The organism is Stutzerimonas azotifigens DSM 17556 (assembly GCF_000425625.1).
Classification (GTDB): domain Bacteria; phylum Pseudomonadota; class Gammaproteobacteria; order Pseudomonadales; family Pseudomonadaceae; genus Stutzerimonas; species Stutzerimonas azotifigens.
On the sequence record NZ_KE384415.1, the window covers coordinates 16,679 to 40,519 of the forward strand.

A 23,841-nucleotide genomic window follows, 5' to 3' on the forward strand; every position below is an offset into this window, starting at 1 on the left:
TTGCGTAGGAGCGAGCTCTGCTCGCGAATGCCTCCGTGCCTATCCGGCACGGCAGCGGCTACGTCTGACGGCAAACGACCGGTGGCGCCGGGCTTTCCAGCCCCTCTCTCCGAAGGGCCGGGTGGCTTGGTGTCGGGGTCGCGCGGCATCGTGCAGAAGCGGTTGTAGGAAGAGCCTCCTACAGGGCGCGGGTCTGGTGTGGGAGCGGCCGAACAAGACGAAGAAAGCCCCGCCTGGTGCGCCAGGCGGGGCTTCTCGTTTCTTCACCGAAGGTGCGTACGGCGCACCTTCGGACTGCCGGTCAGGCCAGGCGACGGCGGAACAGCGGCTCGGGCTGGTCGACCGCAGCCTGATAGCTTTCGGTGAAATCCTTCAGGCTCTGCAGCGCGTCGTAGGGGTCGCGGTCCGGACGTATCGCGTAGGCGTCGAAGCCGCAGCGGTGCATCATGAACAACTGGTCGCGCAGCACGTCGCCGATCGCGCGGACCTCACCCTTGTAGCCATAGCGCTCGCGCAGCAGGCGGGCGCTGGAGAAGTGCCGGCCGTCGGTGAACACCGGGAAGTTCAGCGCGATCACCTGGAAGTGCTGCAGCGAGTCGGCGATGTCCTCGACCTGCTCGTCGCTTTCCAGCCAGACGCCGAGGCCACCGTCGCGGATCGTCAGCGCGCGGCCGTGCTCCAGCCACATGGCCAGCGGCACGATTACGTCGTCGCTGTTGGAAACGCTCTCGAACGGCGTGTCCTTCGGCAGCAGGTGCCAGGATTCGTCGATCACCTGGCCGTTCTTAATGATTCGCTGCATAGACGCGCTCCTTGAAGGGGGCAATGCCGATCCGGCGGAAGGTGTCGATGAAGGGCTCGTCCTCTTCGCGCTGTTCGACATAGACATCGATGATCTTGCCGATCACGTCCGGCATGTCGTCCTGGGCGAAGGACGGGCCGAGGATCTGCCCGAGGCTGGCATCGCGGCTGGCGCTGCCGCCGAGCGACACCTGGTAGAACTCCTCGCCCTTCTTGTCGACGCCGAGCACGCCGATGTGGCCGACGTGGTGGTGACCGCAGGCGTTCATGCAACCGGAGATGTTGAGGTCGATGTCGCCGAGGTCGAACAGGTAGTCCAGGTCGTCGAAGCGGCGCTGGATGGCCTCGGCGACCGGGATCGACTTGGCGTTGGCCAGCGAGCAGAAGTCGCCGCCCGGGCAGCAGATGATGTCCGTCAGCAGGCCGATGTTCGGCGTGGCGAAGCCCAGTTCGCGCAGCTCGTTCCAGAGGGTGAACAGCTGATCCTGCCGGATGTCGGCGAGGATCATGTTCTGGTTGTGCGAGTTGCGCACCTCACCGAAGGAATAGCGGTCGGCCAGGTCGGCCAGCGCGTCGAGCTGCTTGTCGGTGATGTCGCCAGGGGCGACGCCGGTGCGCTTGAGCGACAGGGTCACGGCCGCGTAGCCGGGCTTCTTGTGCGCGGTGACGTTGCGGCTGCGCCAGCGGGCGAAACCGGGGTGTTCGGCATCGAGCGAGGCGAGCAGGGCGCCCTGGTCTTCCAGCGCCTCGTAGGGCGGCTCGACGAAGAACGCGCCGACCCGATCGACCTCGGCCTGGAGCAGGGTCAGGGGACCGTCCTTCAGGTGCGCCCACTCGGCTTCGACCTTCTGTGCGAACACCTCTGGGCCGAGCGCCTTGACCAGGATCTTGATGCGCGCCTTGAACTTGTTGTCGCGGCGGCCATAGCGGTTGTACACGCGCAGGATGGCTTCCAGGTAGCTCAGCAGGTGCTGCCAGGGCAGGAACTCGTTGATGAAGCTGCCGACGATCGGCGTACGGCCCAGGCCGCCGCCCACCGAGACGCGGAAGCCCAGCTCGCCGGCTGCGTTCTTCACCGCCTCGAGGCCGATGTCGTGCACCTCGATGGCCGCGCGATCCTGCACCGCGCCGTTGACCGCGATCTTGAACTTGCGCGGCAGGTGGGCGAATTCCGGGTGGAAGGTCGACCACTGGCGGATGATCTCGCACCAAGGACGCGGGTCGACGAGCTCGTCGCGGGCGACGCCGGCGAACTGGTCGGTGGTGGTGTTGCGGATGCAGTTGCCGCTGGTCTGGATCGCATGCATCTGCACGCTGGCCAGCTCGGCGAGAATCTCCGGCACGTCCTCGAGGTCGGGCCAGTTGAATTGCACGTTCTGGCGCGTGCTGATGTGGGCGTAGCCCTTGTCGTAGTCGCGAGCGATCTGCGCCAGCTTGCGCAGCTGGCGGGAGGCGAGCAGCCCGTAGGGCACGGCGATCCGCAGCATGGGCGCGTAGCGCTGGATATAGAGGCCGTTCTGCAGGCGCAGCGGACGGAATTCCTCGCCCGTCAGCTCGCCGGCCAGGTAACGACGCGTCTGGTCGCGGAACTGCTTCACGCGCTCGTCGACGATGCGTTGGTCGTATTGGTCGTATACGTACATTGAGAATCCTGTTGTCAGGCTGCCAGCAGACCGGTGAACAGTCACAGTGCGCGCACGGCCGCGCACTTTGCAGCGCCGCGCAAGATAGCAGCACGGCTTTATATGCAAAAGTGATGTTTATCTATATGAGGCTTTCCAAAAGTGATAAGGCGCCGGGCAGGGCGACTTGTTGCAAGCCCGCGGCTGCGCTTAACTCAGGAAGCTGGTCTCCATTACAGAACAACAGGGAACCGCTCATGACCGAACATCGCAATCGAGACAGCCTGGTCGATGCCTGGGCGATCTTCGTGCTCATCCTGATCGTGGTGTCGACCGCCGTGTTCTGGGTCAGCCACCAGTAGCGATCACATGCCCGCGAAGTAGAGCACCAGGCGCACGATACCGAACAGCACGAGCGCGAACAGCGCGGTGAAGGCCAGGCCCATGAAGATGAAGTGGCTGGCCTTGCCGCGGCTGAAGTCGCGCGCGCGGTTCCTGCCACTCTGCACCCCCAGCGCCGCGGCCAGCACACTGCCGAGCAACTCGCGGAAGGAAAGGGGTTTTTCGTCGTCGGATCGTTCGGTCATCGCGGGTCCTCCTGATGACAGTCTAGACAGCGGCGGACCGTTCTGCCGGCAGCGCGGGCTGCGGTCTTCATCCTGTCTCTTTCGGCTGCGAAGCAGCGCGCGCCCTGACCGCCGGGACGCGGGACCTCCGTGACCGCCGCTCGGCCTGTCGGGCAGGCATCCCTGTCGCGATTCGTGACGGCGTTAATCGAATGTCCGGTCCGGTCGCCTTTACAGCAAGGGCGGTATGCGGCTGAATGGGGTCGTTCGAAGGACCGGCCACTCGGCTAGCGTTGAGCCGTGGTGAGCGCCGCGCGCGTAATGAATGACAGGAAGTCCATTGCGGGGCGGGCAGTGACAAGGAACGGGAGGCGAAAGTGCAGGGTTGCAGACGGATTCGGACCGTCCTGACGGGATGGCTGTTCGGCACGCTCTTGCCGTTCACGGCGCCGGCCTTGGCGGCCACGCCGATCAATGTCTACGTGGGTACGGGGCAGATGCCTTTCGCCGATCACGGCGGAAAACGCAGCGGCATCTTCGGCGAGCTGATGCAGGAACTGTGCGTGCGCATGGACGTCGAGTGCCAGTTCCGCTCCGTGCCCTGGAAGCGCGTGCAACTGGAGGTCGACGCGGACCCTCACGGTATTGCGCTCAACCTGGCCCGCACGCCGGCCCGCGAAGAGGACTTCGTCTGGCTGCTCGAGGTCTTGCCGACCTGCTACGTGCTGAACAGCCCGCAGGCGCGCTTCGATACCTTCGAGCAGGCGCTGGATGCGGGGCCGGTGGCGGTCATGGCCGGTACGCCGCGGGCGCTCGAGCTGGAGGCGGTGCGCCAGGGTGAGCAGCGCGTGGTCGAGGTCACCGACCCGGAACTGGCGGCGCGGATGCTCAGGAGCGGGCGGGTGGTGGCCTGGTATGAGATCGACAGCCGCAGCCGCTATCTGTGGCACAGGCTCGGCTACGACGACGAGCCCCTGCTGGCCGGTGCGACGCAGGGCCGTGTCCACAGCTACATCGCCGCCAGCCGCCAGCTGGAAGGCGCCGAGAACCTCCGTACGCGCATGCGGGAAGCCTTCGCCGCGATGATCGCGGACGGCACCTGGCAGCGGATACTGAGCGGCTATTTCTCCGAGGAGAAGACGCGCGAGGTGCTGCCGGCGCAGCAGATGGCCGGCGAGGCGCTGTCTCGCTGAAGGCGAGCCCGGCTACCAGGCCTGCCTGAACCAGTCCCAGAGGCCGAGCGAGAAGTTCGGGAAGAGGTTGATGCCCAGCGCGGACTTGATCAGGTAGAGAATCACCAGCCCCAGCAGCACCGAGAACAGCAGGAACAGCGTCGCTCCCAGCGCCTTGGCCGCCAGGCCGAGCTCTTCCTGCCGGCGCGACCGCTCCCGCTGGTTGCGCCCGAGCAGCAGCACGAAGTAATAGCGCGAACGACCGAGCGGCAGCGTCCCGCGCATGTCCACGGCATGCCGTCCCCATTTTCTGGCACCGAAGGCCACCCGCAGGGCGTCGATCTGTTCGTCGCTGAAGCTGTGCCGCAGGTGTGAAGGCAGGCGTTTCATCAGACCCTCGGTGAAGGCGTCGGGGGCATTGTCTGGAGGCATGGCCGTTCCTGGTCAGGTGTGAGGCGGTCAGTGTTGCAAGAGGCGGGCCGACATCTCGTCGAAGTCCGGTCGGGCGTGCACAGCGGGTTGTTCGCAATCTTCGCGGATCGCTTCGAGGTGCGACCGGTCGGGCCCGTGGTCGGCGCAGCGCGCCAGCAGTTCGCCGAGCAGGCGGCCGAAGGCGAGCGCCTCGATACGCTGCAGGGCCTGGCCCGCGCTGGAATCCGGCGCGAAAAAGGAGGCCGCGCCGAAATCGCTGAGCAGGCAATGGCCGTGGGCGTCCACCAGCAGGTTGTGGGCGTACAGGTCGCCGTGCAGGATGCCGCGCCGGTGCAGCTGGGCCACGGCCGAGGCGAGGCCGCACGCCATCGTCCGTACCTGCTCGAGCGAGAAGCGCTGGCCCTCGGCGTAGCAGTCGCGCGTGCAGCTGGCGAACGATGGCGGGCCCGCCAGAGGGTGGTAGCCCTCGCCGAGCAGTTCCATGAGCAGGCCCGGCGGTTCGCCCGGCCCGGCGCTCAGCGGGCCCACCACCGGCAGCAGGTTCGGGTGCGCGCCGGCGGCCAGGCAGGCGGCCATCTCGCTGTCGGGCAGGCCGTCGCTGGTCACCGCGCCCTTGAACAGCTTGACCGCCACGTCGCGTCCGGGCTCCCCGGGCGGCTGCCAGTGCGCCCGGTGGATCAGCCCCGAGGCGCCTTCGCCGAGCAGCGGGCCGAGTCGGATCTGCTCGCGTGCGATGGGCGGCCGGTCGGTGCCCTGGGTGCGGAACGCAGCGGTGGCCAGGGGATTGCCGGCGTAGGCCAGCCAGGCCAGGGCCGGCCGCTCGAACAGCCAGCCGGGCAGTGCCTCGAGCCGGTTGGCGGCGATCCGCAGCAGTTCCAGGCGCTCGCACTGCGCCAGGCTCTCGGGCAGGGCGCTCAGGCGGTTGCCGGCGAGCATGAGCTTCTGCAGGGAGGTGCAGGCGCCGATTTCCGCCGGCAGGGCGGGCAGCGCGTTGTCGGTGAGGATCAGCCAGCGCAGTGCCGTCGGCAGGGCGGCGGCCGGCAGCTCGGCGATGCGGTTGGCCTTGAAGCCGACCATCTCCAGCGCCGGGCAGTCGCCCAGCACTTCGGGTACCCGGGTGAAGGCGTTGTCCGAGCAGAAAAGGATGCGCAGGCGGCCGAAGCGGCCCAGCCAGTCCGGCAGCTCGTCCAGGCGGTTGCCGGACAGGTTGAGGATTTCCAGGCTGTCGGCGAGCGCGAGCAACTCGTCCGGCAGCGCCTGCAGCCCGCAGGCCAGGTCGAGACGCCTGGCGCCGGTCAGCTCGCCGCGCCGCAGTTGTTCGAGGGTATGCATGGATTCGTTCCAGAGATGCCGGGGGTATCAGGCAACGTGGGTTCGTCAAAGTTGCGACGGACGTGCCGGCCTCTGAGCCACATGTGCCAAGCGGCCCTTGTGGAGTGAAGCTCGAAAGCCCACGACCTCAGGCCACACGCTAGGGGACGCAGGCAGCACCGGGCGTTTCCCTTCTCCCGCCCGCAGGGCCGGATGAGGGCCTCTCCCAGAGGGCGGACCCGGACGCCGGGGGCGGCCTTCTTTTCGGTTGCTTGTTCCTGGCCCGGGCGGCGATCCGCAGACAGGAAAAAGCGACGCGCCATGCAGGGCGCAATCTGTAGTCAGGGCGTACCGTGCAGTCCCAATCGAAACGATTGAAAAAAACTGCGTGAAACCTATCTGGGTATCGCTCAGGCTCGAAATCCTCCGCCAATCGACGGCGAGGTCCCGGAACCCGACGAGAGTGTTGCCACTCGCCGCCCAGGGCCTTGTCCTAGAGAGAGCGGGCTTCTCGACCCAATGGTCTTTTGGCAGAACACGGGACATGCATCCATGGATTCGACCACCCAGAATCAGTACGCCAATTTGCGAGCCGCCTGGATCGCCCAGGCCCAGCACTACCCCGGCGTCGCCGTCGGGCTCGGCATCGCGCTGCTGGCGGTCGTCTGGCTGACGGTTTCCAGCGGCATCAATGCCTTCGACGGGCAGCACGAGCGCGTGCACATGGCGCTGCTCGGCGGCGGGGCCGGGTTCGCGGCGACTGCCTTCGGCGCCTTGCTGGCGGTCGCGCTGCGGCGCATCAGCATGGCCACGCAGGACACCATGCTCGGTTTCGCCGCCGGCATGATGCTGGCGGCGAGCGCCTTCTCGCTGCTGCTACCCGGCCTCGATGCGGCGAAGGAGCTGACCGGCAACAGCCTGATGGGCGCCGGCACCGTGGTGCTGGGGCTGGGGCTCGGCGTGCTGCTCATGCTCGGGCTCGACCGCTTCACCCCGCACGAGCACGAGACCACCGGCCCCTGTGGCCCGGACTGCGACCGGATCAATCGGGTCTGGCTGTTCGTCTTCGCGGTGACCCTGCACAACCTGCCCGAGGGCATGGCGATCGGCGTAGGGTTCGCCGGCGGCGACATGGGCGTCGGCATCCCGCTGGCCACCGCCATCTCCATCCAGGACATCCCCGAGGGGCTCGCGGTCGCCCTGGCGCTGCGCACCACCGGCCTGTCGGCACTGACCTCGGCGCTGATCGCGGCGGCCTCCGGCGTGATGGAGCCCATCGGCGCGCTCATCGGCGTCGGCATGTCGACCGGCTATGCGCTGGCCTATCCGGTCGGCATGGGGCTGGCGGCCGGGGCGATGATCTTCGTGGTGTCCCACGAAATCATTCCGGAAACCCACCGCAACGGCCACCAGACCTCGGCCACGCTGGGCCTGATGGGCGGCTTCGCGGTGATGATGTTCCTGGATACCGCGCTGGGCTAAGCCCGGCGCGGCAGCGGTCAGAGAATGCGCTGCGGGTCGCGTTCGCGCCGGCTGCGCGGCAGCTGCTCGGCGCGGGCGCGCAGTTGCCCGCAGCCGCCGTCGATGTCCTGGCCTGCCGAGTTGCGCACCTTGGTCAGCACCCCGCGGCTGTGCAGGTAGCGCACGATCTCGACGATCCGCGCGCCGGCCGGGCGCCGGTATTCGTCGGCCTCGAGGCTGTTGTAGGGGATCAGGTTCATCACTGCGTACTTGCCCTTGAGCAGCCGCAGGATGCCGTCGAGTTCGTCCTGCCCGTCGTTGATGCCTTCGAGCAGCGTCCACTGATACTGGATCGGATGGCCGACGCGCCGTGCGTAGGCCTCGCCGAGCTCGACCAGTGCCTCGGGATCGATGGCCGGTGCGCGCGGCAGCAGTCGCCGGCGCAGCGCGGCGTCGGTGGTGTGCAGCGAAAGCGCCAGTGCCGGCTTGACCCGCTGCTGCGGCAGCCGCTCGAACACGCGCATGTCGCCGACGGTGGAGAACACCAGGTTCTTGTGCCCGATGCCGCCGTCGGTGCCGAGCAGCTGGATGGCCTCCAGCACGTTGTCGAGGTTGTGCGCCGGCTCGCCCATGCCCATGAACACCACCTTCCGGACCGGCCGCAGGCGCCGGGCGAGCACCACCTGCGCGACGATCTCGGCGCTGCCCACCTGGCGCAGCAGGCCGCTCTTGCCGGTCATGCAGAACACGCAGCCCACCGCGCAGCCGACCTGGGTCGAGACGCACAGGCCGTCGCGCGGCAGCAGCACGCTTTCCACCATCTGCCCGTCGGCGAGCTCCACCAGCAGACGCGACGAACCGTCCGCGGCGGGATGCTCGGTCTTCAGCCGGGCGAGGGCGTCGAGCTCCCCGGCCAGCTGCGGCAGCCCGGCGCGGACGCCTAGCGGCAGGAAATGCTCGGTGTGCTGGCGGCGCGTGCCGGCGTGCAGCGGCTTGCCCTGCAGCCAGGCGCGCACGACGCGGCCGCTGTGAACGGGCAGGGCACCGAGGTCGGCGAGGCGGGTATGGAGATCGGTCAGGCGCATGGGGCGCGCATGCTATCACCGCCCGCAGGCGGCGCGTAGCGCTGTTTATGTCGGCCGAGCGGCGCTGCTCAACCGGCCTTGCCGTTCGCCGCGGCGGCCTTGCGCGAGGGCAGCAGGCGACCGACCAGCTTCACCAGCGCCAGCACGATGGCACCGGCGGCGATGCCGATCAGCAGATTCAGCAGCATGGGCACGATGGCGGAGAACATTCCGACGCCGGGCAGCGCGTGCACGGCTTCGGCCGAGTCCTCGACCAGATGGTGGAGCCAGGCGATGCCGTGGCTGAGGATGCCGCCGCCGACGAGGAACATCGCCGCGGTGCCGATCACCGACAGGCTCTTCATCAGCCAGGGCGCGACGGCGAGAATCCCGCGTCCCAGGGCCGCGACCGCGCCGCTTTTGCGGCTCAGGTAGAGTCCGGCGTCGTCGAGCTTGACGATACCGGCCACCAGCCCGTAGACGCCCACCGTCATTACCAGGGCGATTAGGCAGAGCACCGCCACCTGCTGGACGAAGGGCGCCCCGGCGACGCTGCCGAGGGTGATGGCGATGATCTCCGCGGAGAGGATGAAGTCGGTGCGCACCGCGCCCTTGATCTTGCCGCGCTCGAGCGCCACCAGGTCCACCGCCGGATCGGCCAGCCGCTGCTTGTGCTCGGCGTGTTCGTGCGCTTCCTCCTCCTTGTGGAAGAACTTGTGCATCAGCTTCTCGAAGCCCTCGAAGCACAGGAAGGCGCCGCCGAGCATCAGCAGCGGCGTCACCGCCCAGGGGATGAAGGCGCTGATGGCCAGCGCCGCCGGCACCAGGATCAGCTTGTTGACCAGCGAGCCCTTGCACACCGCCCAGACCACCGGCAGCTCGCGATCGGCCTTGACCCCGGTCACCTGCTGGGCGTTGAGCGCGAGGTCGTCGCCCAGCACGCCGGCGGTCTTCTTCGCGGCGATCTTGGTCATCACCGAGACGTCGTCGAGCAGGGAAGCGATATCGTCGATGAGTGTGAGAAGGCTGGCGCCGGCCATGGAGACCCCGTCTGGAGAAAAGCGTTGCAGTGTTGACCGCGGGAAGCAGCCGAAGATCGCGGCGGCTCCGCCCCGGCCTCGCCGGCGAGCGACCAACGGCAGCGCCGCTCGGCGAGGCTCGCTCAATCGGCGAAGCGACGTGCCCCGCCGGCAATGGCCAGCAGCATGAAGGCGAGCACGACGAAGGCCGCCGACAGCGAGCTGAAATGGGCGATGGCGCCCATCAGCGCGGGCCCGGCCAGCACCCCGGCGAAGCCGATGGTGGTCGCTGCGGTCACTGCGACCGGCACGGGCAGCCGGTCCTGCCGGCTGAGCGAGGAGATCAGCACCGGCGAGACGTTGGCGCAGCCCAGGCCGCACAGCGCATAGCCGAACAGCGCCAGCGCCCAGTACTCGGTGAGCACGGTCAGGCCGATGCCCGCCGCCGCCAGGGCGCCGCCGAAGCCGATCACCCGGGCGGCGCCGAACAGCGTGACGATCCGCCCGCCGGTGAAGCGGCCCAGGGTCACCATCGCGGCGAAGGCGGCGTAGCCCAGGCCGCCGCTGGCATGGGCCAGGCCCTTCTCGGCGGTCAGGTAGAGCGCGCTCCAGTCCAGTACGGCGCCTTCGGCAAGATAGACCACGAAGCACATGGCGCCGACCAGCAGCACCAGCGCGGTCGGCCGGACGAAGGCCACGCCGCCGCCGGGGACCCGTTCGGGCAGGTAGCCGCGCAGCACCAGCAGGTGGCCGAGCAGGATCACCAGGATCATCGCCCAGGTCGCCGGCACGGGTGGCAGGCCCAGGCTCAGCAGGCCGGTCAGCGCCAGCGCGCCACTGATCGAGCCGAGGCTGAACATGCCGTGAAAGTGCGACATCAGGCGCCGGCCCTGCTGGCGCTCGACCAGCAGGCCCTGGATGTTCAGCACCACATCGAGCACACCCAGGCTGCCGCCGAAACCGAACAATGCGAGCGCCAGCAATGTCAGTGAGCTGGTGCCGGCCATGGTCGCCAGCGAGGCCAACAGCAGGAGCGCGCAGGCGATCACCACCGGGCGGATGCCCCAGCGGGTGACCAGCAGGCCCGAGAGCGGCATCCAGCTGAGCGAGCCGACGCCCACCGCCAGCAGGAGCAGGCCGAAGGTGGCGTCGCTCATGGCGATGCGGTCGCGCACGTAGGGCACCAGTGGCGCCCACACCGCGAGGCCGAAACCGGCCATGAAGAAGCCGCAGCGGGTGGCGTGGCGAACGATCGGAGCGCCCGCGTCGAGGGGCGTGGTGGCGGACATGAAAAGCGATCCTGGCGCGGCGGAGCCGACGGGCCGGCCATGCTAGCGCGTCGCTCGCGGCAGCGGAAACCGCGCGCCTATCGACTGCGAAGAACGTACGGCGGGCACCTGCGGCCGGTCGGCGGAGTCCATTGATTCATGTTCCTTCGAAAACGAGTCGAATGACGGCGATTACCTTGTGCCCGGATGCCCCGGAAGCGACCTGGCGGTTGGAACCCGGCCGATGATCGTGACCAACACCTCGTCGCGCACGCTGCGTGCGCACCTGGGGATGCTGCTCTGGGCGCTGTTCGTGGGGCTGTCGTTCCCGGCAGTCGGGCTGCTGGGGGAGGGGCTGCCGCCCCTGCTGTTGACCGCGATCCGCTTCGCCATCGCCGCGCTGGTGCTGCTGCCGTGGATGCTGCGGGGCGGGCTGAGCTGGCCACCGCTGCGCTCCGTCGGGCTCTATGGCCTGATGGGCCTGTGCCTGGCCGGCTTCTTCGGCGCCATGTTCTGGGCCGCGCACCGGGTGTCGGCGCTGTCGATGGCGACGCTGTTCATCAGCGTGCCGCTGCTGGCCTACGGGCTGGGACGGCTGTTCGCGGTGGAGCAGGCCAACGGCCGGCTGCTGGCCGTGCTGCTCCTGGGCGCGCTGGGCGCACTCGGGCTGGCCTGGGCGGAGCACGGGATGAGCCCGACCTCGCTGCAACCCTCGCCTGGCGAGCTGGTGTTCTTCGCCGGTTGCCTGGTGTCGGCGCTCTACCCGGTGCTGAGCAAGTGGGGTCTGGCGCGCGGCTGGCTGGCCCGCCAGGCCGTGCCGCGCACCTTCTGGAGCCTGCTGGCCGGCGCGGTGCTGATCGGCCTGGCCGGCCTGGTCTGGGAACGGCCGACGGCGCTGGCCCGGCTGGGCCTCGCCGACGGACTGCTGCTGGCCTACCTGGGCGTGTTCTCCAGCGCCATGACGTTCTTCCTGCAACAGCGGGCCACCGCAGTGCTGACGCCCGGCGCGGTCACCGCCTACAGCTACCTGGTGCCCTTCGTCTCGATGCTGCTGCTGTTCGCCGCGCACCCGGAGCGCATGGAGCTGCGCTGGCTGCCCGGCAGCCTGCTGGTGCTGGCCGCGATCGCGCTGCTGCTGCGTCCGGGGCGCCGCTGACGCTGCCGCAGAAGCCGATGGCAACGTTCACGGAGGGAGAGGGATCGGTGCTTGGCATCGTGCAGGTGCCGGTCGCAGGCAGAGCCTGCTCCTACAGGTTGGCGCCGTGATTGCAGGCCGTGCCGTACCTGTCCCTTCTCCCACCGGGAGAAGGTGGCCCGTAGGGCCGGATGAGGGAGGTGTTGTTTGTCGCCCGACGCAGGCCGGGGCCCAGCCGCCGCGCCGATCCGGGCACGGTGCGCGCGGCGCACTCTGCGCGAGGTCGCCGGCGGGACGGCATTCCCCCCACGGGAGAAGGTGCCGCCAAGGCCGGATGACATTGCACACAGCCCTCACCCCAGCACTCTCGCGGGGGGAGAGGGTTTGGTGCTTGGCATCGTACAGGCGCCGGTCGCAGGCAGAGCCTGCTCCCTACAGGTGTTCGCCATAAGCCCCGGCGCCGTCGGCGCTTTTCCCTTCTCCCGCCGGGAGAAGGTGGCCCGCAGGGTCGGATGAGGGAGGCGTGCTCGCAGGCTCCGATGCCGCCGGCGCCAGGCCGAGGGTGCGGTAGATGGCCACCCACCGCAGCGCCACCTCGGTGTCGGCGCGCACCTGCTCGAGCTGGGTGTCGAACTGCGTGCGCTCGGCATCCAGCACCTCGATCAGCGACACCGTGCCGGCGGCATACTGCCGGCGCGCCAGTTCGGTGGCGTTGTCCGCCGACTGGCGCGCGCGGTCCAGCCATTCACCGGTTTCCAGGCCCTGGCCGTAGGCGGCGATGGCGCTGCGCGTTTCGCGCAGCGCCTGGTTCAGGGCCGCCCGGTAGGCGAGCCGGGCCTGTTCGCGGCGGGCGTCGCTGGCCTCGATGCCGGCGCGGATGCGCCCGAAGTCGACCAGCGGGGCCAGCGCCTGGGCGCCCAGCGACCACGCCGGCAGGGACGAACCCTGCTCCAGGCCGATCAGCGCGCCGAGGGTCAGCTGCGGATAGCGCAGTGCCTGGGCGGCCTCCTGCTCGCGTTCGGCCGCCAGCCAGCGCCACTGCGCCGCCTGCACGTCCGGGCGCCCCTGCAGGCGCTCGGCGGGGAGGTCCAGCAGCGCCTGCAGATCGCTTTGCCGCGGTGGACGGGGGGCGCTGTCACCACTCAGCAGCGCGTCGATCCGAGCCGGCTCGGCGTCGAGCAGGTAGGCCAGTGCGTAGCGCGCGGTCTCGGCGCGTTCGCGCGCCTGCGGCACCGCCGCGCGGGTGAGGGCGACCTGGGCGTCGAAGCGCTCGACGTCCAGGCCGCTGGCGGTGCCCTGGTCGAAGCGGACGCGGGTGATGCGGGCGATTTCCGCCTGGGCATCCGCGGCCTGGGTCGCTATCCCGACCTCCCGTTGCGCCAGCCGGTAGTTCAGGTAGGCGCCGATCACCTCGCCGAGCAGACTCACGCGCAGGGCCTGGTAGTCCGCCGTGCTGGCCTGCAGCTCGGCGGCACCGGCCTGCTCCAGAGCCCGCAGGCGACCGAACAGGTCGACTTCCCAGCTGAGGTCCAGGCCGTAGAAGTAGGTCTCGTCGTGGCCGTCACGGGCACTGCGCCCGGTTTCGTGCTGTCCGCTGAGGCTGAGCAGCGGGGCCCGCGCACCAGCGGCCTGCCGCCGCAGGGCGCGCTGCTCGCGGATGCGCTCGGCGGCCGCGGCCAGATCCAGGTTGTCGCGCAGGGCCAGTTCGACCAGGCGTTCGAGCGCCGGGTCGTCGAAGCCGCGCCACCATTCCAGCGGCAGGCCGGCGACCGGGGGCACCGGCGCCGTGCCCGGCTCGTGGCCGAGCTGCGCGCAGCCGCACAGCGCCAGGGCGAGGCCGAGCAGCAGGCCGGCCGGCTTCATGCCGCACCTCCGGCCAGGCTCGCATCGGCCTGCGGCCGGCGGGCCAGGTAGCGGTCGATGGTGAGGTAGACAACCGGTGTGGTCAGCAGCGTCAGCAACTGGCTGAACAGCAGCCCGCCAACCACCGCCACGCCCAGCGGCTGGCGCAGCTCGGCCCCGGTACCGAAGGCCAGCATCAACGGCACCGCGCCGAACATCGCTGCCAGGGTGGTCATCAGGATCGGCCGGAAGCGTGTCAGGCAGGCCTGGTGGATGGCCTCGCGCGGCGTCATGCCGCCGCGCTGGGCGGCCAGGGCGAAATCCACCAGCAGGATGCCGTTCTTCTTGACGATGCCGATCAGCAGGATCAGCCCGATCAGCGCCATGATCGAGAAGTCCAGCCCCCACAGCCAGAGCAGCAGCAGGGCGCCGATGCCGGCCGAGGGGATGGTGGAAAGAATGGTCAGCGGGTGCACGAAGCTCTCGTAGAGCACGCCGAGGATGATGTACACCGCCACCAGCGCGGCGAGGATCAGCAGCGGCTGCGAGGCCAGGGTCTGCTGGAAGGCCTGCGCCGCGCCGCTGAAGCGTCCGCCGATGCTGGTGGGCATGCCGATGTCCTGCTCGATCTGGCGCAGCACCGCCAGCGCATCGCCGAGCGCCACGCCCGGCGCCAGGTTGAACGAGAGGTTGGCCGAGGGAAGCATGCCGCTGTGGTTGATGCTCACCGGCGCCGCCTCGCGGGCCTGGACGCTGACGAAGGTGCCGAGCGGCACCAGCTCTCCGGTGGTTGGCGAGCGCAGCTGGAAGAAATCCAGGCTCTGCACGCGCTGGCGCTGGCTGAGGCTCAGTTCCAGCACCACTTGGTATTGGTTCGAGGCGGTCTGCATCTCGTTGATGCGGCGCTGGCCGAAGGCGTCGTAGAGCGCGTTGTCCAGGTCCTGGGCGGAAAAGCCGTAGCGCGCCGCCGCCTCGCGGTCGATGCGCACCGGCGTCACCGAGGCGTCGAACTGCAGGTCGTTATTGACGTCGCGGAACAGCGGATGGGCCTGCAGGCGCTCGGTCAGCCGCGGTGTCCACACCGCCAGTTCCTCCAGCGAGCGGCTGCGCAGGATGTACTGGTACTGCGCGCGCGAGGAGAACGAGCCGAGGTTGATGTCCTGTGCGGCGCGCAGGGTGACGCTCAGGTCGGGAATGGCGGCGAACTGCGGGCGCAGGCGGTCGATGATGTCCGAGACGGTGGCCTCACGGTCGTCCGGGTCGCTGAGCACCACGGCCAGGCCGCCGACGCTGTAGGTGCCGTCGTTGCCGATGTCGGCGTTGAAGGCGAGCACGTCCGGATCGTTGCGCAGGATCTCGACGATCTGGCGGCTCTTGGTCTGCATGGCCTCGAAGGAAATGTCCGCCGAGGCCTGCACGGTGCCGTTCATGTAGCCGGTGTCCTGCAGCGGGAAGAAGCCCTTGGGCATCAGCGCGAAGCCGCCGACGCTGATGGCGACGCAGGCGAAGAAGGCGGCCAGGGTGGTGCGCTGGTGGTCCAGTGCCCAGACCAGCGCGCGGTCGTAGTGGCGGATCACCGCGCCCATGACCCGGCCATGTCCGGCATGCGCCGGCAGCGGCTGCATGAACAGCGCCGCCAGCGCCGGCGCCAGCGTCAGGCAGATCACCACCGAAATCAGGATCGCCGAGCTCGCGGCGATGGCGAACTCGCGGAACAGCCGGCCTACGTAGCCGCTCATGAAGAACAGCGGGATGAACACCGCCACCAGCGACAGGCTGATGGAGACCACCGTGAAGCCGATCTCGCGGATGCCCTGCAGCGCCGCCTGCACCCGGTTCACGCCGCGTTCCAGGTGCCGGTGGATGTTCTCCACCACGACGATGGCGTCGTCGACGATGAAGCCCACCGCGACGATGATCGCCACCAGCGTGAGGTTGTTCAGCGACAGGCCGAACAGGTACATGGCCGCGCAGGCGCCGATCACCGAGGTGACGAGCACGGCGAATACCACCAGGGTCGCCGACCACTGGCGCAGGAACAGCGCCATGATGCCGATCACCAGTGTCACCGCGATCATCAGCGTGAGTTCCGCCTCGTGCAGCGAGGCGCGAATGGTGCGGGTCCGGTCGTTGAGCACCTCGACCCGCAGGTCCGCCGGCAGTCCGGCAGTCAGTTCGGGCAGCGCGTCGATCACCGCCTCGGCGGTGGCGACGATGTTGGCCCCCGGCTGGCGCCGGATCACCACGGCTACGCCGGTGTGGCCGTTCGGCGTGGCCTGGGTGTAGGCGTTCTCGGCGCCGGCGACCACCTGGGCCACGTCGCCCAGGCGCACCGCGGCGCCTTCGCGGTAGGCGACGATCAGGTCGGCATAGTCGCCCGGTTCGAACAGCTGGCCGTTGGTGTCCAGGGTGGACAGCCGGCGCGGGCCGATCACTGCGCCGGTGGGCTGGTTGCCGCTGGCGCGCTGCACGGCGGCGCGCACGTCGGCGAGGGTGATGCCGGCGGCGGCCAGGCGCTCGGGTCGTGCCTGGATGCGGATCGCCGGGCGCTGCAGGCCGTTGAGGCGGATCATTCCGACCCCGTCGATCTGGCTGAGCTGGCGGGCGATGGCCGATTCGGCCAGGTCGCTGACCTCGTAGGGCGACAGGGTCGGCGAGGTGACCGCGAGGATCAGGATCGGCGTATCCGCCGGGTTGATCTTGCGCCACACGGGCAGTTCCGGCAGGTCCGCCGGCAGTCGGGACGAAGCGGCGTTGATGGCGGCCTGGACCTCCTGGGCGGCGGCGTCGATGTCCTTGTCCAGGCTGAACTGCAGGATCAGCTCGACGCGGCCGAGGGAGCTGGTGGAGGTCATGTCCTCGACGCCGGCGATGGCGCTGAACTGCACTTCCAGCGGCGTAGCGACCGAGGACGCCATGGTCTCGGCGCTGGCGCCGGGCATCTGCGCGGTGATCTCGAGGGTGGGCGCCTCGACCTCGGGCAGCGGCGCGAGCGGCAGACGGGTGAAGGCGAGCGCACCGCCGAGGATCAGCGACAGCGCCAGCAGCACGATGCCGATCGGGTGGCCGATGCACAGCGCATAGAAGTCGCGGCCCGTCATCAGACGCCCTCCGGAGCGACGGCGGGCAGCTCGGTGCGGCGCACCGCGACCCCGGCGCGCAGGCGCGAATGGCCGTCGATCACCACCTGGTCACCGACGGCCAGGCCCTCGACCACCGCCAGGCGCTCGGTCTCGTAACGCACGCTCACCGCCACCGGCTCGGCCACGCCTTCCGTTACGCGCCAGACGAAGGGCCCCTCGGCGCGCAGGCGCACGGCTTCCAGCGGGACGGTGAGCACCTGCGGCAGCACGCGCGCCTGCACGGTGACCACCACCGACTGGTCGGGCCACAGGTGCTCGTCGGCATTGCCGAAGCGCGCCTTGATGCGAATGGTGCCGGATTCCAGCGCCACCCGGTTGTCGAGCAGCATCAGCCGGCCCTCGGCCAGCAACTCGCCATCGTCTTCCTGGTAGACCCTGACCGGGGCGTCCGCCTGCTCGGCGAGCAGGCGCTGCAGCTCGGGCAGCCGGCGCTGGGGCAGGCTGGCTTCGACGTCGATGGGGTCGGTCTGTACCACCGAGAACAACCCGGTGCTGTCCGCGCCGCGCAGCAGGCTGCCTTCGTCGATCTGGCGGATACCCAGGCGGCCGTCGAAGGGGGCGTGGATGCGGGTGTGGGACAGGTCGACCCGGGCGGCGGCCACCGCCGCCTCGCGCACGCCGAGGGTCGCCTCCAGCCGCGCTACCAGCGCTTCCTGTTGGTCGAGCGTCTGGCTCGGGGCGGCGCGTTCGCGCACCAGGTTGCGGTAACGGGTCAGGTCGCGTCGGGCAATGGTCAGTTCGGCACGGGTAACCTGCAGTTCGGCCTCGGCCTGGCGCAGCGCGGCTGCATAGCGGCGGTCGTCGATGCGCGCCAGCAGGGCGCCACGGCGCACCCGCTCGCCCTCGGCCACCGGCAGTTCCAGCAGCGTGCCCTCGACCTGGGCGCGAATGTCCACGCTGCGCAGCGCCCGTACCCGGCCCAGGCTGCGCAGCTCGACCGGCACGTCCTGCTGGCGAACCTCGGCGAGTTCCACCGGCACGGCGGCGGACGGAGTCTGGGCAACCTGGGTCGGTTTCGCCAGCCACCAGTACGCCAGCCCCGCGACCAGCACCACCAACGCCACCACTACGGACATCCTTCGTCGCACGCTCGGGTTCCTTCTACATTGTTCTACGCAAGCGAAAGGCCGGCGCGGCTGCGCCGGCGAAGGGCTCCTTTTAGCGGATTCCGGTGACATTGTCCCGCGCGCAGGCGTGCTTTGGTCGGTCAAAGCGTTGCTCGATCTCTCGTGGTCCGCGAAATCCGGGCGATAGGCAATGTGGCGAAGTGCCTTCAATCGTCCTCGCCGACGGCGCCGATCGCGCTGAAACAGCGGAGCCGGTGGCGGCCTTCGATCAGCCAGCTGTCGGCGTCCGCCTGCTCGGCCTCCATGATGGCGTTGTAGCTGAAGGCCCAGTGCCGCTCCTCGCGGCCCTCGCGTGCCTGGATGCGCACCACCACCGCCTCGCTGGCGAAGGGCTCGCCGGCCTCGGCGGCGGCGTCGGCCTGGTCGAGCAGGGCCTCGTCGAGCTGGAAGTCGAAGGCGTGCAGGCCGTCGATCTCCAGCATGTCGGCGGTTTCCAGGTCATCCAGCAGGTAGCGCTCGGTCATGGTCTTCGGTCTCGTGGAGCGGGGTGGTGAATGGTAGCGGCAGTTTCGTCCCGGTATGTGCAGGATCGGCGGTGCGCCGCGCTTTTCCCTTCTCCCTGCGGAAGGTGGCCCGTAGGCCGGATGAGGGAGGCCTTGCACAGGCGCCCTCACCCCGGCCCTCTCCCGAGGGAGAGGGGGATGGTTCGGTGTCGGTTGATGACGCCGTGCAGGCTCGTTCGCGGTCGAGACCCACAGGGGTGTGCTACTCCGGTGCGCCGCAGAGCCCCGGTGGGCGAAGGTGCAGGTGGTCGCAGGCAGAGCCTGCTCCTACAGGTGTCCATCGGAGCGGCGGACTTTTCCCTCTCCCTGGAATTCACCAAACCTCCAGTCGTTTCGCGGATTCTGGGTTCGAAGCGGCGTCGACTCGAATGATTTGCTAGGTCGCATCCGACTACTGGTGCTGAAGAATGTTGATGAGTTTGCCAAGCGGGTCCCTGACATAAAACCGGCGAACACCCCACGGCTCGCTAGCGGGGCCATACTCCACGGGGATCTTGCCGTCCTGTACACGGCGCAATGCCTCATCAAGATCGTCCACCTCGATGGACAGGTCAGGCACTGGTGTACCGGAGCCACCTTCGCTGGCGAAGCTGACCTGTACCGCCATCTTGGCGGGACCGGCGTACGTGCGAATCCAGCCATGATCCATCACCAGCTCGAGGCCAAGAATGACCCGATAGAACTCATCCACCGCCGATGGTTCGGGCGCCGAAATGTTGGAGACGATTCGTTTGATCTTCATATGATTTCCAGAATCACTGGCTTTGGACGCTAACTATCATTCGACTCCATTTTGGCGTGAACAAACGAACCGAATGGGGACGCGCGAACATGGCGCGGCGATGTGAGGCGCGGTGGCGCGCCGTGCCTTTCTCCCTGTGGGAGAAGGTGGCCGCAGGGCCGGATGAGGGAGGCGTGCAAGCCCTCGCCCCGGCCTCTCCCTAAGGGAGAGGGGGTTGTTTGGGCTCAATGCGTGACGATATGCAGCCGGTGCACGCGGCTGTCGGGAAGTGCCGCGCATCTACGCACATCCATAAGAAAAGGCCAAAGCCCAGTACTGGCTATCTAGTCTAGTTCACCCTGCGCAGCACCAGTGCTCGGGTTTCATCGGTAAAGCGGCTGAATTCATTTTCTTCTACGAGTTCGAGACGGTACATGCCTGCGAGGACGTTGAGGGCGGTCGAGCGTCTTATGTCGTCGAATACCCTGGCCAGTTCCCTATTCCGTTCGTGCAGCACGCGATACATCTGCAGGTAGCGTTGGTGAGCCGTTTCGCTGTCGTTCGAGGCGATGCCCACGCATTCCGCCAGGATGCGTGCACACAGGCGGTCGAGGGCGACAGGTTTCAGTTCGCGCAGTTTTTTCCAGTCGCTTTCGGGGATATTCACGAGACCTCCAGGCGTTCCGTGGAAACCAGGGCTGCGAGTCAACTTTCTACCGGAGCGTCGGCCTGGCCGTCAAAGGCCTGACATCAGGCCTCATATCCCAGATTCGGCGCCAGCCAGCGTTCGGTGACCGACATTTCCTGGCCCTTGCGGGCGGTGTAGGACTCCACCTGGTCCCTGTCGATCTTGCCGACGGCAAAATACTGCGCCTCGGGATGGGCGAAGTACCAGCCGCTGACGGCGGCGGCGGGGAACATCGCGTAGTGCTCGGTGAGGAACACGCCGCTGCGTCCGGCCTTGCCTTCCTCGGCCTCGGGGTCGAGCAGGGCGAACAGGGTGGCCTTCTCGGTGTGGTCAGGGCAGGCCGGGTAGCCCGGCGCCGGGCGGATGCCCTTGTACTGCTCGCGGATCAGCGCCTCGTTGTCCAGCGTCTCGTCCGCCGCGTAGCCCCAGTATTCCTTGCGCACGCGTTCGTGCAGCCATTCGGCGCAGGCTTCGGCGAGGCGGTCGGCCAGCGCCTTGACCATGATCGCGCTGTAGTCGTCGCCCTTGGCTTCATAAGCCTTGGCCACCTCTTCGGCACCGATGCCGGCGGTGGTGATGAAGCCGCCGACGTAGTCGGTCTTGCCCGAGGCCCTGGGCGCGACGAAGTCGGCGAGGCTCAGGTTGGGCTTGCCGTCGGGCTTGATGGTCTGCTGGCGCAGGTGGTGCAGGGTGGCGAGCTTCTCGCCGGTCTCGCCATAGACTTCCAGGTCGTCGTCTCCGACCTGGTTGGCCGGCCAGAAGCCGAACACGGCGCGGGCGCGGATGAGTTTCTCGTCGATCAGCTTGCGCAGCATCGCCTGGGCGTCTTCGAACAGCGCGGTGGCGGCTTCGCCGACCACTTCGTCCTCGAGGATGCGCGGGTACTTGCCGGCCAGGTCCCAGGAGATGAAGAAGGGCGTCCAATCGATGTAGCCTGCCAGCACCTCGAGGTCGATGTCCTCGAGCACACGGGTGCCGATGAAGCTCGGCTTCGGCGGCTGGTAGCCGGCCCAGTCGAAGGCCGGCTTGTTGGCCACGGCCTGCGCGTAGCTCAGGCGCTCGGTGCGTGCGCTGCGGTTGGCGGTGCGCTCGCGGACCACGGCGTACTCGCTGCGGGTCCTGTCGACGAAGCCGGCCTTGAGTTCCTTCGACAGCAGCTGGGTGGCCACGCCCACCGCGCGCGAGGCGTCGGTGACGTAGACCACCGCGTCGTTGCGGTACTGCGGCTCGATCTTCACCGCGGTGTGCGCCTTGGAGGTGGTGGCGCCGCCGATCATCAGCGGCAGCGTGAAGCCCTGGCGCTGCATTTCTCTGGCGACGTGGACCATCTCGTCCAGCGACGGGGTGATCAGCCCGGACAGGCCGATGATGTCGCACTTCTCGTCGCGGGCGGTCTGCAGGATCTTCTCGGCCGGCACCATCACGCCCAGGTCGACCACGTCATAGCCGTTGCAGCCGAGCACCACGCCGACGATGTTCTTGCCGATGTCGTGCACGTCGCCCTTGACCGTGGCCATGAGAATCTTGCCCTTGGCTTCCGGCTTGTCGCCTTTCTCGGCCTCGATGAAGGGGATCAGGTGGGCCACGGCCTGCTTCATCACCCGGGCCGACTTGACCACCTGCGGGAGGAACATCTTGCCGGCGCCGAACAGGTCGCCGACCACGTTCATGCCGGCCATCAGCGGGCCCTCGATCACCTCGATCGGGCGCGTGCTCTGCTGGCGCGCCTCTTCGGTGTCCTCGACGATGAAGGTGGTGATGCCCTTGACCAGCGCGTGTTCCAGGCGCTTGTCCACCGGCAGCGAACGCCATTCCTCGTTTTCCACTTCCTTGGCGGCGCCGTCGCCCTTGTACTGGTCGGCGACCGCCAGCAGCGCCTCGGTGGCGCCGGGGTGGCGGTTGAGCACCACGTCCTCGACCCTGTCGCGCAGATCCTTGGGAATCTCGTCGTAGATTTCCAGCTGCCCGGCGTTGACGATGCCCATGGTCAGGCCCGCCTTGATCGCGTGGAACAGGAATACCGAGTGGATCGCCTCGCGCACCGGGTTGTTGCCGCGGAACGAGAAGGACACGTTGGACACGCCCCCGGAGGAGAGGGCGTAGGGGAGGTGCTCGCGGATGTAGGCGCAGGCCTCGATGAAGTCGACCGCGTAGTTGTTGTGCTCCTCGATGCCGGTGGCCACGGCGAAGATGTTCGGGTCGAAGATGATGTCTTCCGGCGGGAAGTCCACTTCGTCGACCAGGATGTCATAGGAGCGCTGGCAGATTTCCCGCTTGCGCGCGGCGGTGTCGGCCTGGCCGACCTCGTCGAAGGCCATGACCACCACGGCGGCGCCGTAGCGCTTGCACAGGCGGGCGTGGTGCTTGAAGGCCTCGACGCCTTCCTTCATGGAGATCGAGTTGACGATGCCCTTGCCCTGGATGCATTTCAGGCCCGCCTCGATCACCTCCCACTTGGAGGAGTCGATCATGATCGGTACGCGGGAGATGTCCGGCTCGGAGGCGATCAGGTTGAGGAAGGTGACCATGGCCGCCTTCGAGTCCAGCATCCCCTCGTCCATGTTGATGTCGATCACCTGGGCGCCGGCTTCCACCTGCTGCAGGGCGACCTCGAGGGCCTCGGTGTAGTTTTCCTCGCGGATCAGCCGGGCGAAGCGGGCGGAGCCGGTGATGTTGGTGCGCTCGCCGACGTTCACGAACAGCGAGCTGCGGTCGATGGTGAAGGGCTCCAGACCCGACAGGCGGCAGGCACGGGGGATGTCCGGGATGGCGCGCGGCCGGTACTTGGCCACGGCTTCGGCGATGGCCCGGATGTGCGCCGGCGTGGTGCCGCAGCAGCCGCCGATGATGTTCAGGAAGCCTGCCGAAGCGAACTCCTCAATCACGGCCGCCATTTCCGCCGGCGTCTCGTCGTACTCGCCGAAGGCGTTGGGCAGGCCGGCGTTGGGGTGGGCCGAGACATGGGTGTCGGCCTTGTTGGCCAGTTCTTCCAGGTAGGGCCGCAGGTCCTTGGCGCCGAGGGCGCAGTTCAGGCCCACGGAGATCGGCCTGGCATGGCGCACCGAGTTCCAGAAGGCCTCGGTGGTCTGTCCCGAGAGGGTGCGGCCCGATGCGTCGGTGATGGTGCCGGAGATCATGATCGGCAATTCGACGGCCAGTTCCTCGTAGACGCCCTGCACGGCGAAGATCGCCGCCTTGGCGTTGAGCGTGTCGAAGATCGTCTCGATCAGGATCAGGTCCGCGCCGCCCTCGATCAGCCCGCGGGTCGCCTCGGTGTAGTTCTCCACCAGTTCGTCGAAGGTGACGTTGCGGTAGCCGGGGTTGTTGACGTCCGGGGAGATCGAGCAGGTTCGGCTGGTCGGGCCGAGCACACCGGCGACGAAGCGCGGGCGGTCGGGCGTCTCGGCAGTCTTGGCATCGGCCACTTCACGGGCGACGCGGGCGCCGGCCAGGTTGAGTTCGTAGACGATCTCTTCCATGCCGTAGTCGGCCTGGGACACGCGGGTGGCGTTGAAGGTGTTGGTCTCGAGGATGTCGGCGCCGGCGTCGAGGTAGGCGCGCTCGATTTCGGCGATCACCTGGGGGCGGGTCAGCAGCAGCAGGTCGTTGTTGCCCTTGACGTCCTGCGGCCAGTCGGCGAAGCGTTCGCCGCGATAGTCCGCTTCCTCCAGTCGATAGCTCTGGATCATGGTGCCCATGCCGCCGTCGAGGATCAGGATGCGCTCGCGCAGCGCTTGCTGGAGGGCCTGGAGACGGGCTTGGCGATCGGTATGGCTGGTGGACATCGGACTACCTGAACAGCGGATCGAAAGGCGCGAATGATAGCAAAGGCTGTATAACCTTTGATCAAGGTGCCGTTTGCATGAATTTCACTCACGTAGCTCGCGGCGCAGCCTGCCGCTTCGACGAACACTCCGTAGGAGCAGGCTCTGCCTGCGACCAGGGCATGGAGCCCACGGCGCACCC

General features: G+C 68.3%; 18 protein-coding genes. 3 read left to right on the top strand and 15 right to left on the bottom strand.

The window, feature by feature from the left end; translation table 11 throughout:
• Nucleotides 1-301 precede the first annotated feature (301 nt).
• The 3 genes from H610_RS0118025 to H610_RS0118040 all read right to left on the bottom strand — a co-directional run bounded on the left by H610_RS0118025 (nt 302) and on the right by H610_RS0118040 (nt 3,010).
• Nucleotides 302-802 (bottom strand): DUF934 domain-containing protein, encoded by a 501-nt coding sequence (locus H610_RS0118025; protein WP_028240954.1) that lies wholly within the window; start codon nt 800-802, stop codon nt 302-304.
• On the bottom strand, nt 786-2,444 hold the full coding sequence (locus tag H610_RS0118030) for a nitrite/sulfite reductase (RefSeq protein ID WP_028240955.1): 1,659 nt from the start codon (nt 2,442-2,444) through the stop codon (nt 786-788). Before H610_RS0118030 ends, H610_RS0118025 begins: the two co-directional genes overlap by 17 nt.
• 344 nt (nt 2,445-2,788) lie before the next feature.
• Complete coding sequence (locus H610_RS0118040; RefSeq protein ID WP_028240956.1) at nt 2,789-3,010, bottom strand: DUF2970 domain-containing protein; 222 nt, start codon at nt 3,008-3,010, stop codon at nt 2,789-2,791.
• A 434-nt stretch (nt 3,011-3,444) separates the two neighbouring features.
• Between H610_RS0118040 and H610_RS0118045 the strand changes: the two genes are divergently transcribed.
• Nucleotides 3,445-4,182, top strand: coding sequence for a substrate-binding periplasmic protein (locus H610_RS0118045; protein WP_028240957.1), 738 nt, complete (start codon nt 3,445-3,447; stop codon nt 4,180-4,182).
• Between the two features lie 12 nt (nt 4,183-4,194).
• On the opposite strand, the gene H610_RS0118050 is transcribed toward H610_RS0118045, so the two are convergent.
• The gene (locus tag H610_RS0118050) at nt 4,195-4,593 is read right to left on the bottom strand and encodes a hypothetical protein (RefSeq protein WP_028240958.1); all 399 of its coding nucleotides are present in this window, start codon (nt 4,591-4,593) and stop codon (nt 4,195-4,197) included.
• 27 nt (nt 4,594-4,620) lie between these two features.
• Nucleotides 4,621-5,925 carry a leucine-rich repeat-containing protein kinase family protein gene (locus tag H610_RS0118055; protein ID WP_028240959.1) on the bottom strand — a complete coding sequence of 435 codons (1,305 nt, stop codon included), beginning with the start codon at nt 5,923-5,925 and terminating at the stop codon, nt 4,621-4,623.
• A gap of 531 nt (nt 5,926-6,456) precedes the next feature.
• On the opposite strand from H610_RS0118055, the gene H610_RS0118060 reads away from it, so the two are divergent.
• A complete protein-coding gene (locus tag H610_RS0118060) occupies nt 6,457-7,386 on the top strand; it encodes a ZIP family metal transporter (RefSeq protein ID WP_028240960.1) in 930 nt (309 codons plus the stop codon).
• A 17-nt stretch (nt 7,387-7,403) separates the two neighbouring features.
• Here the strand turns inward: H610_RS0118060 and H610_RS0118065 are convergent, their stop codons facing one another.
• From H610_RS0118065 to H610_RS0118075, 3 genes are all read right to left on the bottom strand, one after another.
• The gene (locus H610_RS0118065) at nt 7,404-8,450 is read right to left on the bottom strand and encodes an RNA methyltransferase (RefSeq protein ID WP_028240961.1); all 1,047 of its coding nucleotides are present in this window, start codon (nt 8,448-8,450) and stop codon (nt 7,404-7,406) included.
• A 68-nt stretch (nt 8,451-8,518) separates the two neighbouring features.
• Entirely contained in the window at nt 8,519-9,469 is a 951-nt protein-coding gene (locus tag H610_RS0118070) for a DUF808 domain-containing protein (protein ID WP_028240962.1), read from the bottom strand.
• A 122-nt stretch (nt 9,470-9,591) separates the two neighbouring features.
• Entirely contained in the window at nt 9,592-10,737 is a 1,146-nt protein-coding gene (locus tag H610_RS0118075; RefSeq protein WP_028240963.1) for an MFS transporter, read from the bottom strand.
• Nucleotides 10,738-10,960: 223 nt separating this feature from the next.
• Between H610_RS0118075 and H610_RS24165 the strand changes: the two genes are divergently transcribed.
• The gene (locus H610_RS24165) at nt 10,961-11,872 is read left to right on the top strand and encodes a DMT family transporter (protein WP_236614322.1); all 912 of its coding nucleotides are present in this window, start codon (nt 10,961-10,963) and stop codon (nt 11,870-11,872) included.
• 411 nt (nt 11,873-12,283) lie between these two features.
• On the opposite strand, the gene H610_RS0118085 is transcribed toward H610_RS24165, so the two are convergent.
• From H610_RS0118085 to metH, 7 genes are all read right to left on the bottom strand, one after another.
• Nucleotides 12,284-13,714, bottom strand: a complete 1,431-nt coding sequence (locus tag H610_RS0118085; RefSeq protein WP_028240964.1) for a TolC family protein — start codon at nt 13,712-13,714, stop codon at nt 12,284-12,286.
• A complete protein-coding gene (locus H610_RS0118090; RefSeq protein ID WP_028240965.1) occupies nt 13,711-16,794 on the bottom strand; it encodes an efflux RND transporter permease subunit in 3,084 nt (1,027 codons plus the stop codon). Before H610_RS0118090 ends, H610_RS0118085 begins: the two co-directional genes overlap by 4 nt.
• Nucleotides 16,794-17,924: an efflux RND transporter periplasmic adaptor subunit gene (locus H610_RS24170; RefSeq protein ID WP_236614323.1), complete on the bottom strand. Its 1,131-nt coding sequence runs from the start codon at nt 17,922-17,924 to the stop codon at nt 16,794-16,796. Before H610_RS24170 ends, H610_RS0118090 begins: the two co-directional genes overlap by 1 nt.
• Before the next feature lie 185 nt (nt 17,925-18,109).
• A complete protein-coding gene (locus H610_RS0118100; protein WP_028240966.1) occupies nt 18,110-18,427 on the bottom strand; it encodes a DUF5629 family protein in 318 nt (105 codons plus the stop codon).
• A 430-nt stretch (nt 18,428-18,857) separates the two neighbouring features.
• Nucleotides 18,858-19,208: a VOC family protein gene (locus H610_RS0118105; protein ID WP_028240967.1), complete on the bottom strand. Its 351-nt coding sequence runs from the start codon at nt 19,206-19,208 to the stop codon at nt 18,858-18,860.
• 328 nt (nt 19,209-19,536) lie between these two features.
• Nucleotides 19,537-19,854 (bottom strand): hypothetical protein, encoded by a 318-nt coding sequence (locus H610_RS0118110; RefSeq protein ID WP_028240968.1) that lies wholly within the window; start codon nt 19,852-19,854, stop codon nt 19,537-19,539.
• Between the two features lie 83 nt (nt 19,855-19,937).
• Entirely contained in the window at nt 19,938-23,660 is a 3,723-nt protein-coding gene (gene metH, locus H610_RS0118115; RefSeq protein ID WP_028240969.1) for a methionine synthase, read from the bottom strand.
• Nucleotides 23,661-23,841 lie beyond the last annotated feature (181 nt).

What these genes read in the sequence shown, in the direction of transcription:
- H610_RS0118025 (WP_028240954.1), bottom strand. Translation starts at nt 802, where the DNA reads ATGCAGCGAATCATTAAGAACGGCCAGGTGATCGACGAATCCTGGCAC.
- H610_RS0118030 (WP_028240955.1), bottom strand. Translation starts at nt 2,444, where the DNA reads ATGTACGTATACGACCAATACGACCAACGCATCGTCGACGAGCGCGTG.
- H610_RS0118040 (WP_028240956.1), bottom strand. Translation starts at nt 3,010, where the DNA reads ATGACCGAACGATCCGACGACGAAAAACCCCTTTCCTTCCGCGAGTTG.
- H610_RS0118050 (WP_028240958.1), bottom strand. Translation starts at nt 4,593, where the DNA reads ATGCCTCCAGACAATGCCCCCGACGCCTTCACCGAGGGTCTGATGAAA.
- H610_RS0118055 (WP_028240959.1), bottom strand. Translation starts at nt 5,925, where the DNA reads ATGCATACCCTCGAACAACTGCGGCGCGGCGAGCTGACCGGCGCCAGG.
- H610_RS0118060 (WP_028240960.1), top strand. Translation starts at nt 6,457, where the DNA reads ATGGATTCGACCACCCAGAATCAGTACGCCAATTTGCGAGCCGCCTGG.
- H610_RS0118065 (WP_028240961.1), bottom strand. Translation starts at nt 8,450, where the DNA reads ATGCGCCTGACCGATCTCCATACCCGCCTCGCCGACCTCGGTGCCCTG.
- H610_RS0118070 (WP_028240962.1), bottom strand. Translation starts at nt 9,469, where the DNA reads ATGGCCGGCGCCAGCCTTCTCACACTCATCGACGATATCGCTTCCCTG.
- H610_RS0118075 (WP_028240963.1), bottom strand. Translation starts at nt 10,737, where the DNA reads ATGTCCGCCACCACGCCCCTCGACGCGGGCGCTCCGATCGTTCGCCAC.
- H610_RS24165 (WP_236614322.1), top strand. Translation starts at nt 10,961, where the DNA reads ATGATCGTGACCAACACCTCGTCGCGCACGCTGCGTGCGCACCTGGGG.
- H610_RS0118085 (WP_028240964.1), bottom strand. Translation starts at nt 13,714, where the DNA reads ATGAAGCCGGCCGGCCTGCTGCTCGGCCTCGCCCTGGCGCTGTGCGGC.
- H610_RS0118090 (WP_028240965.1), bottom strand. Translation starts at nt 16,794, where the DNA reads ATGACGGGCCGCGACTTCTATGCGCTGTGCATCGGCCACCCGATCGGC.
- H610_RS0118100 (WP_028240966.1), bottom strand. Translation starts at nt 18,427, where the DNA reads ATGACCGAGCGCTACCTGCTGGATGACCTGGAAACCGCCGACATGCTG.
- H610_RS0118105 (WP_028240967.1), bottom strand. Translation starts at nt 19,208, where the DNA reads ATGAAGATCAAACGAATCGTCTCCAACATTTCGGCGCCCGAACCATCG.
- metH (WP_028240969.1), bottom strand. Translation starts at nt 23,660, where the DNA reads ATGTCCACCAGCCATACCGATCGCCAAGCCCGTCTCCAGGCCCTCCAG.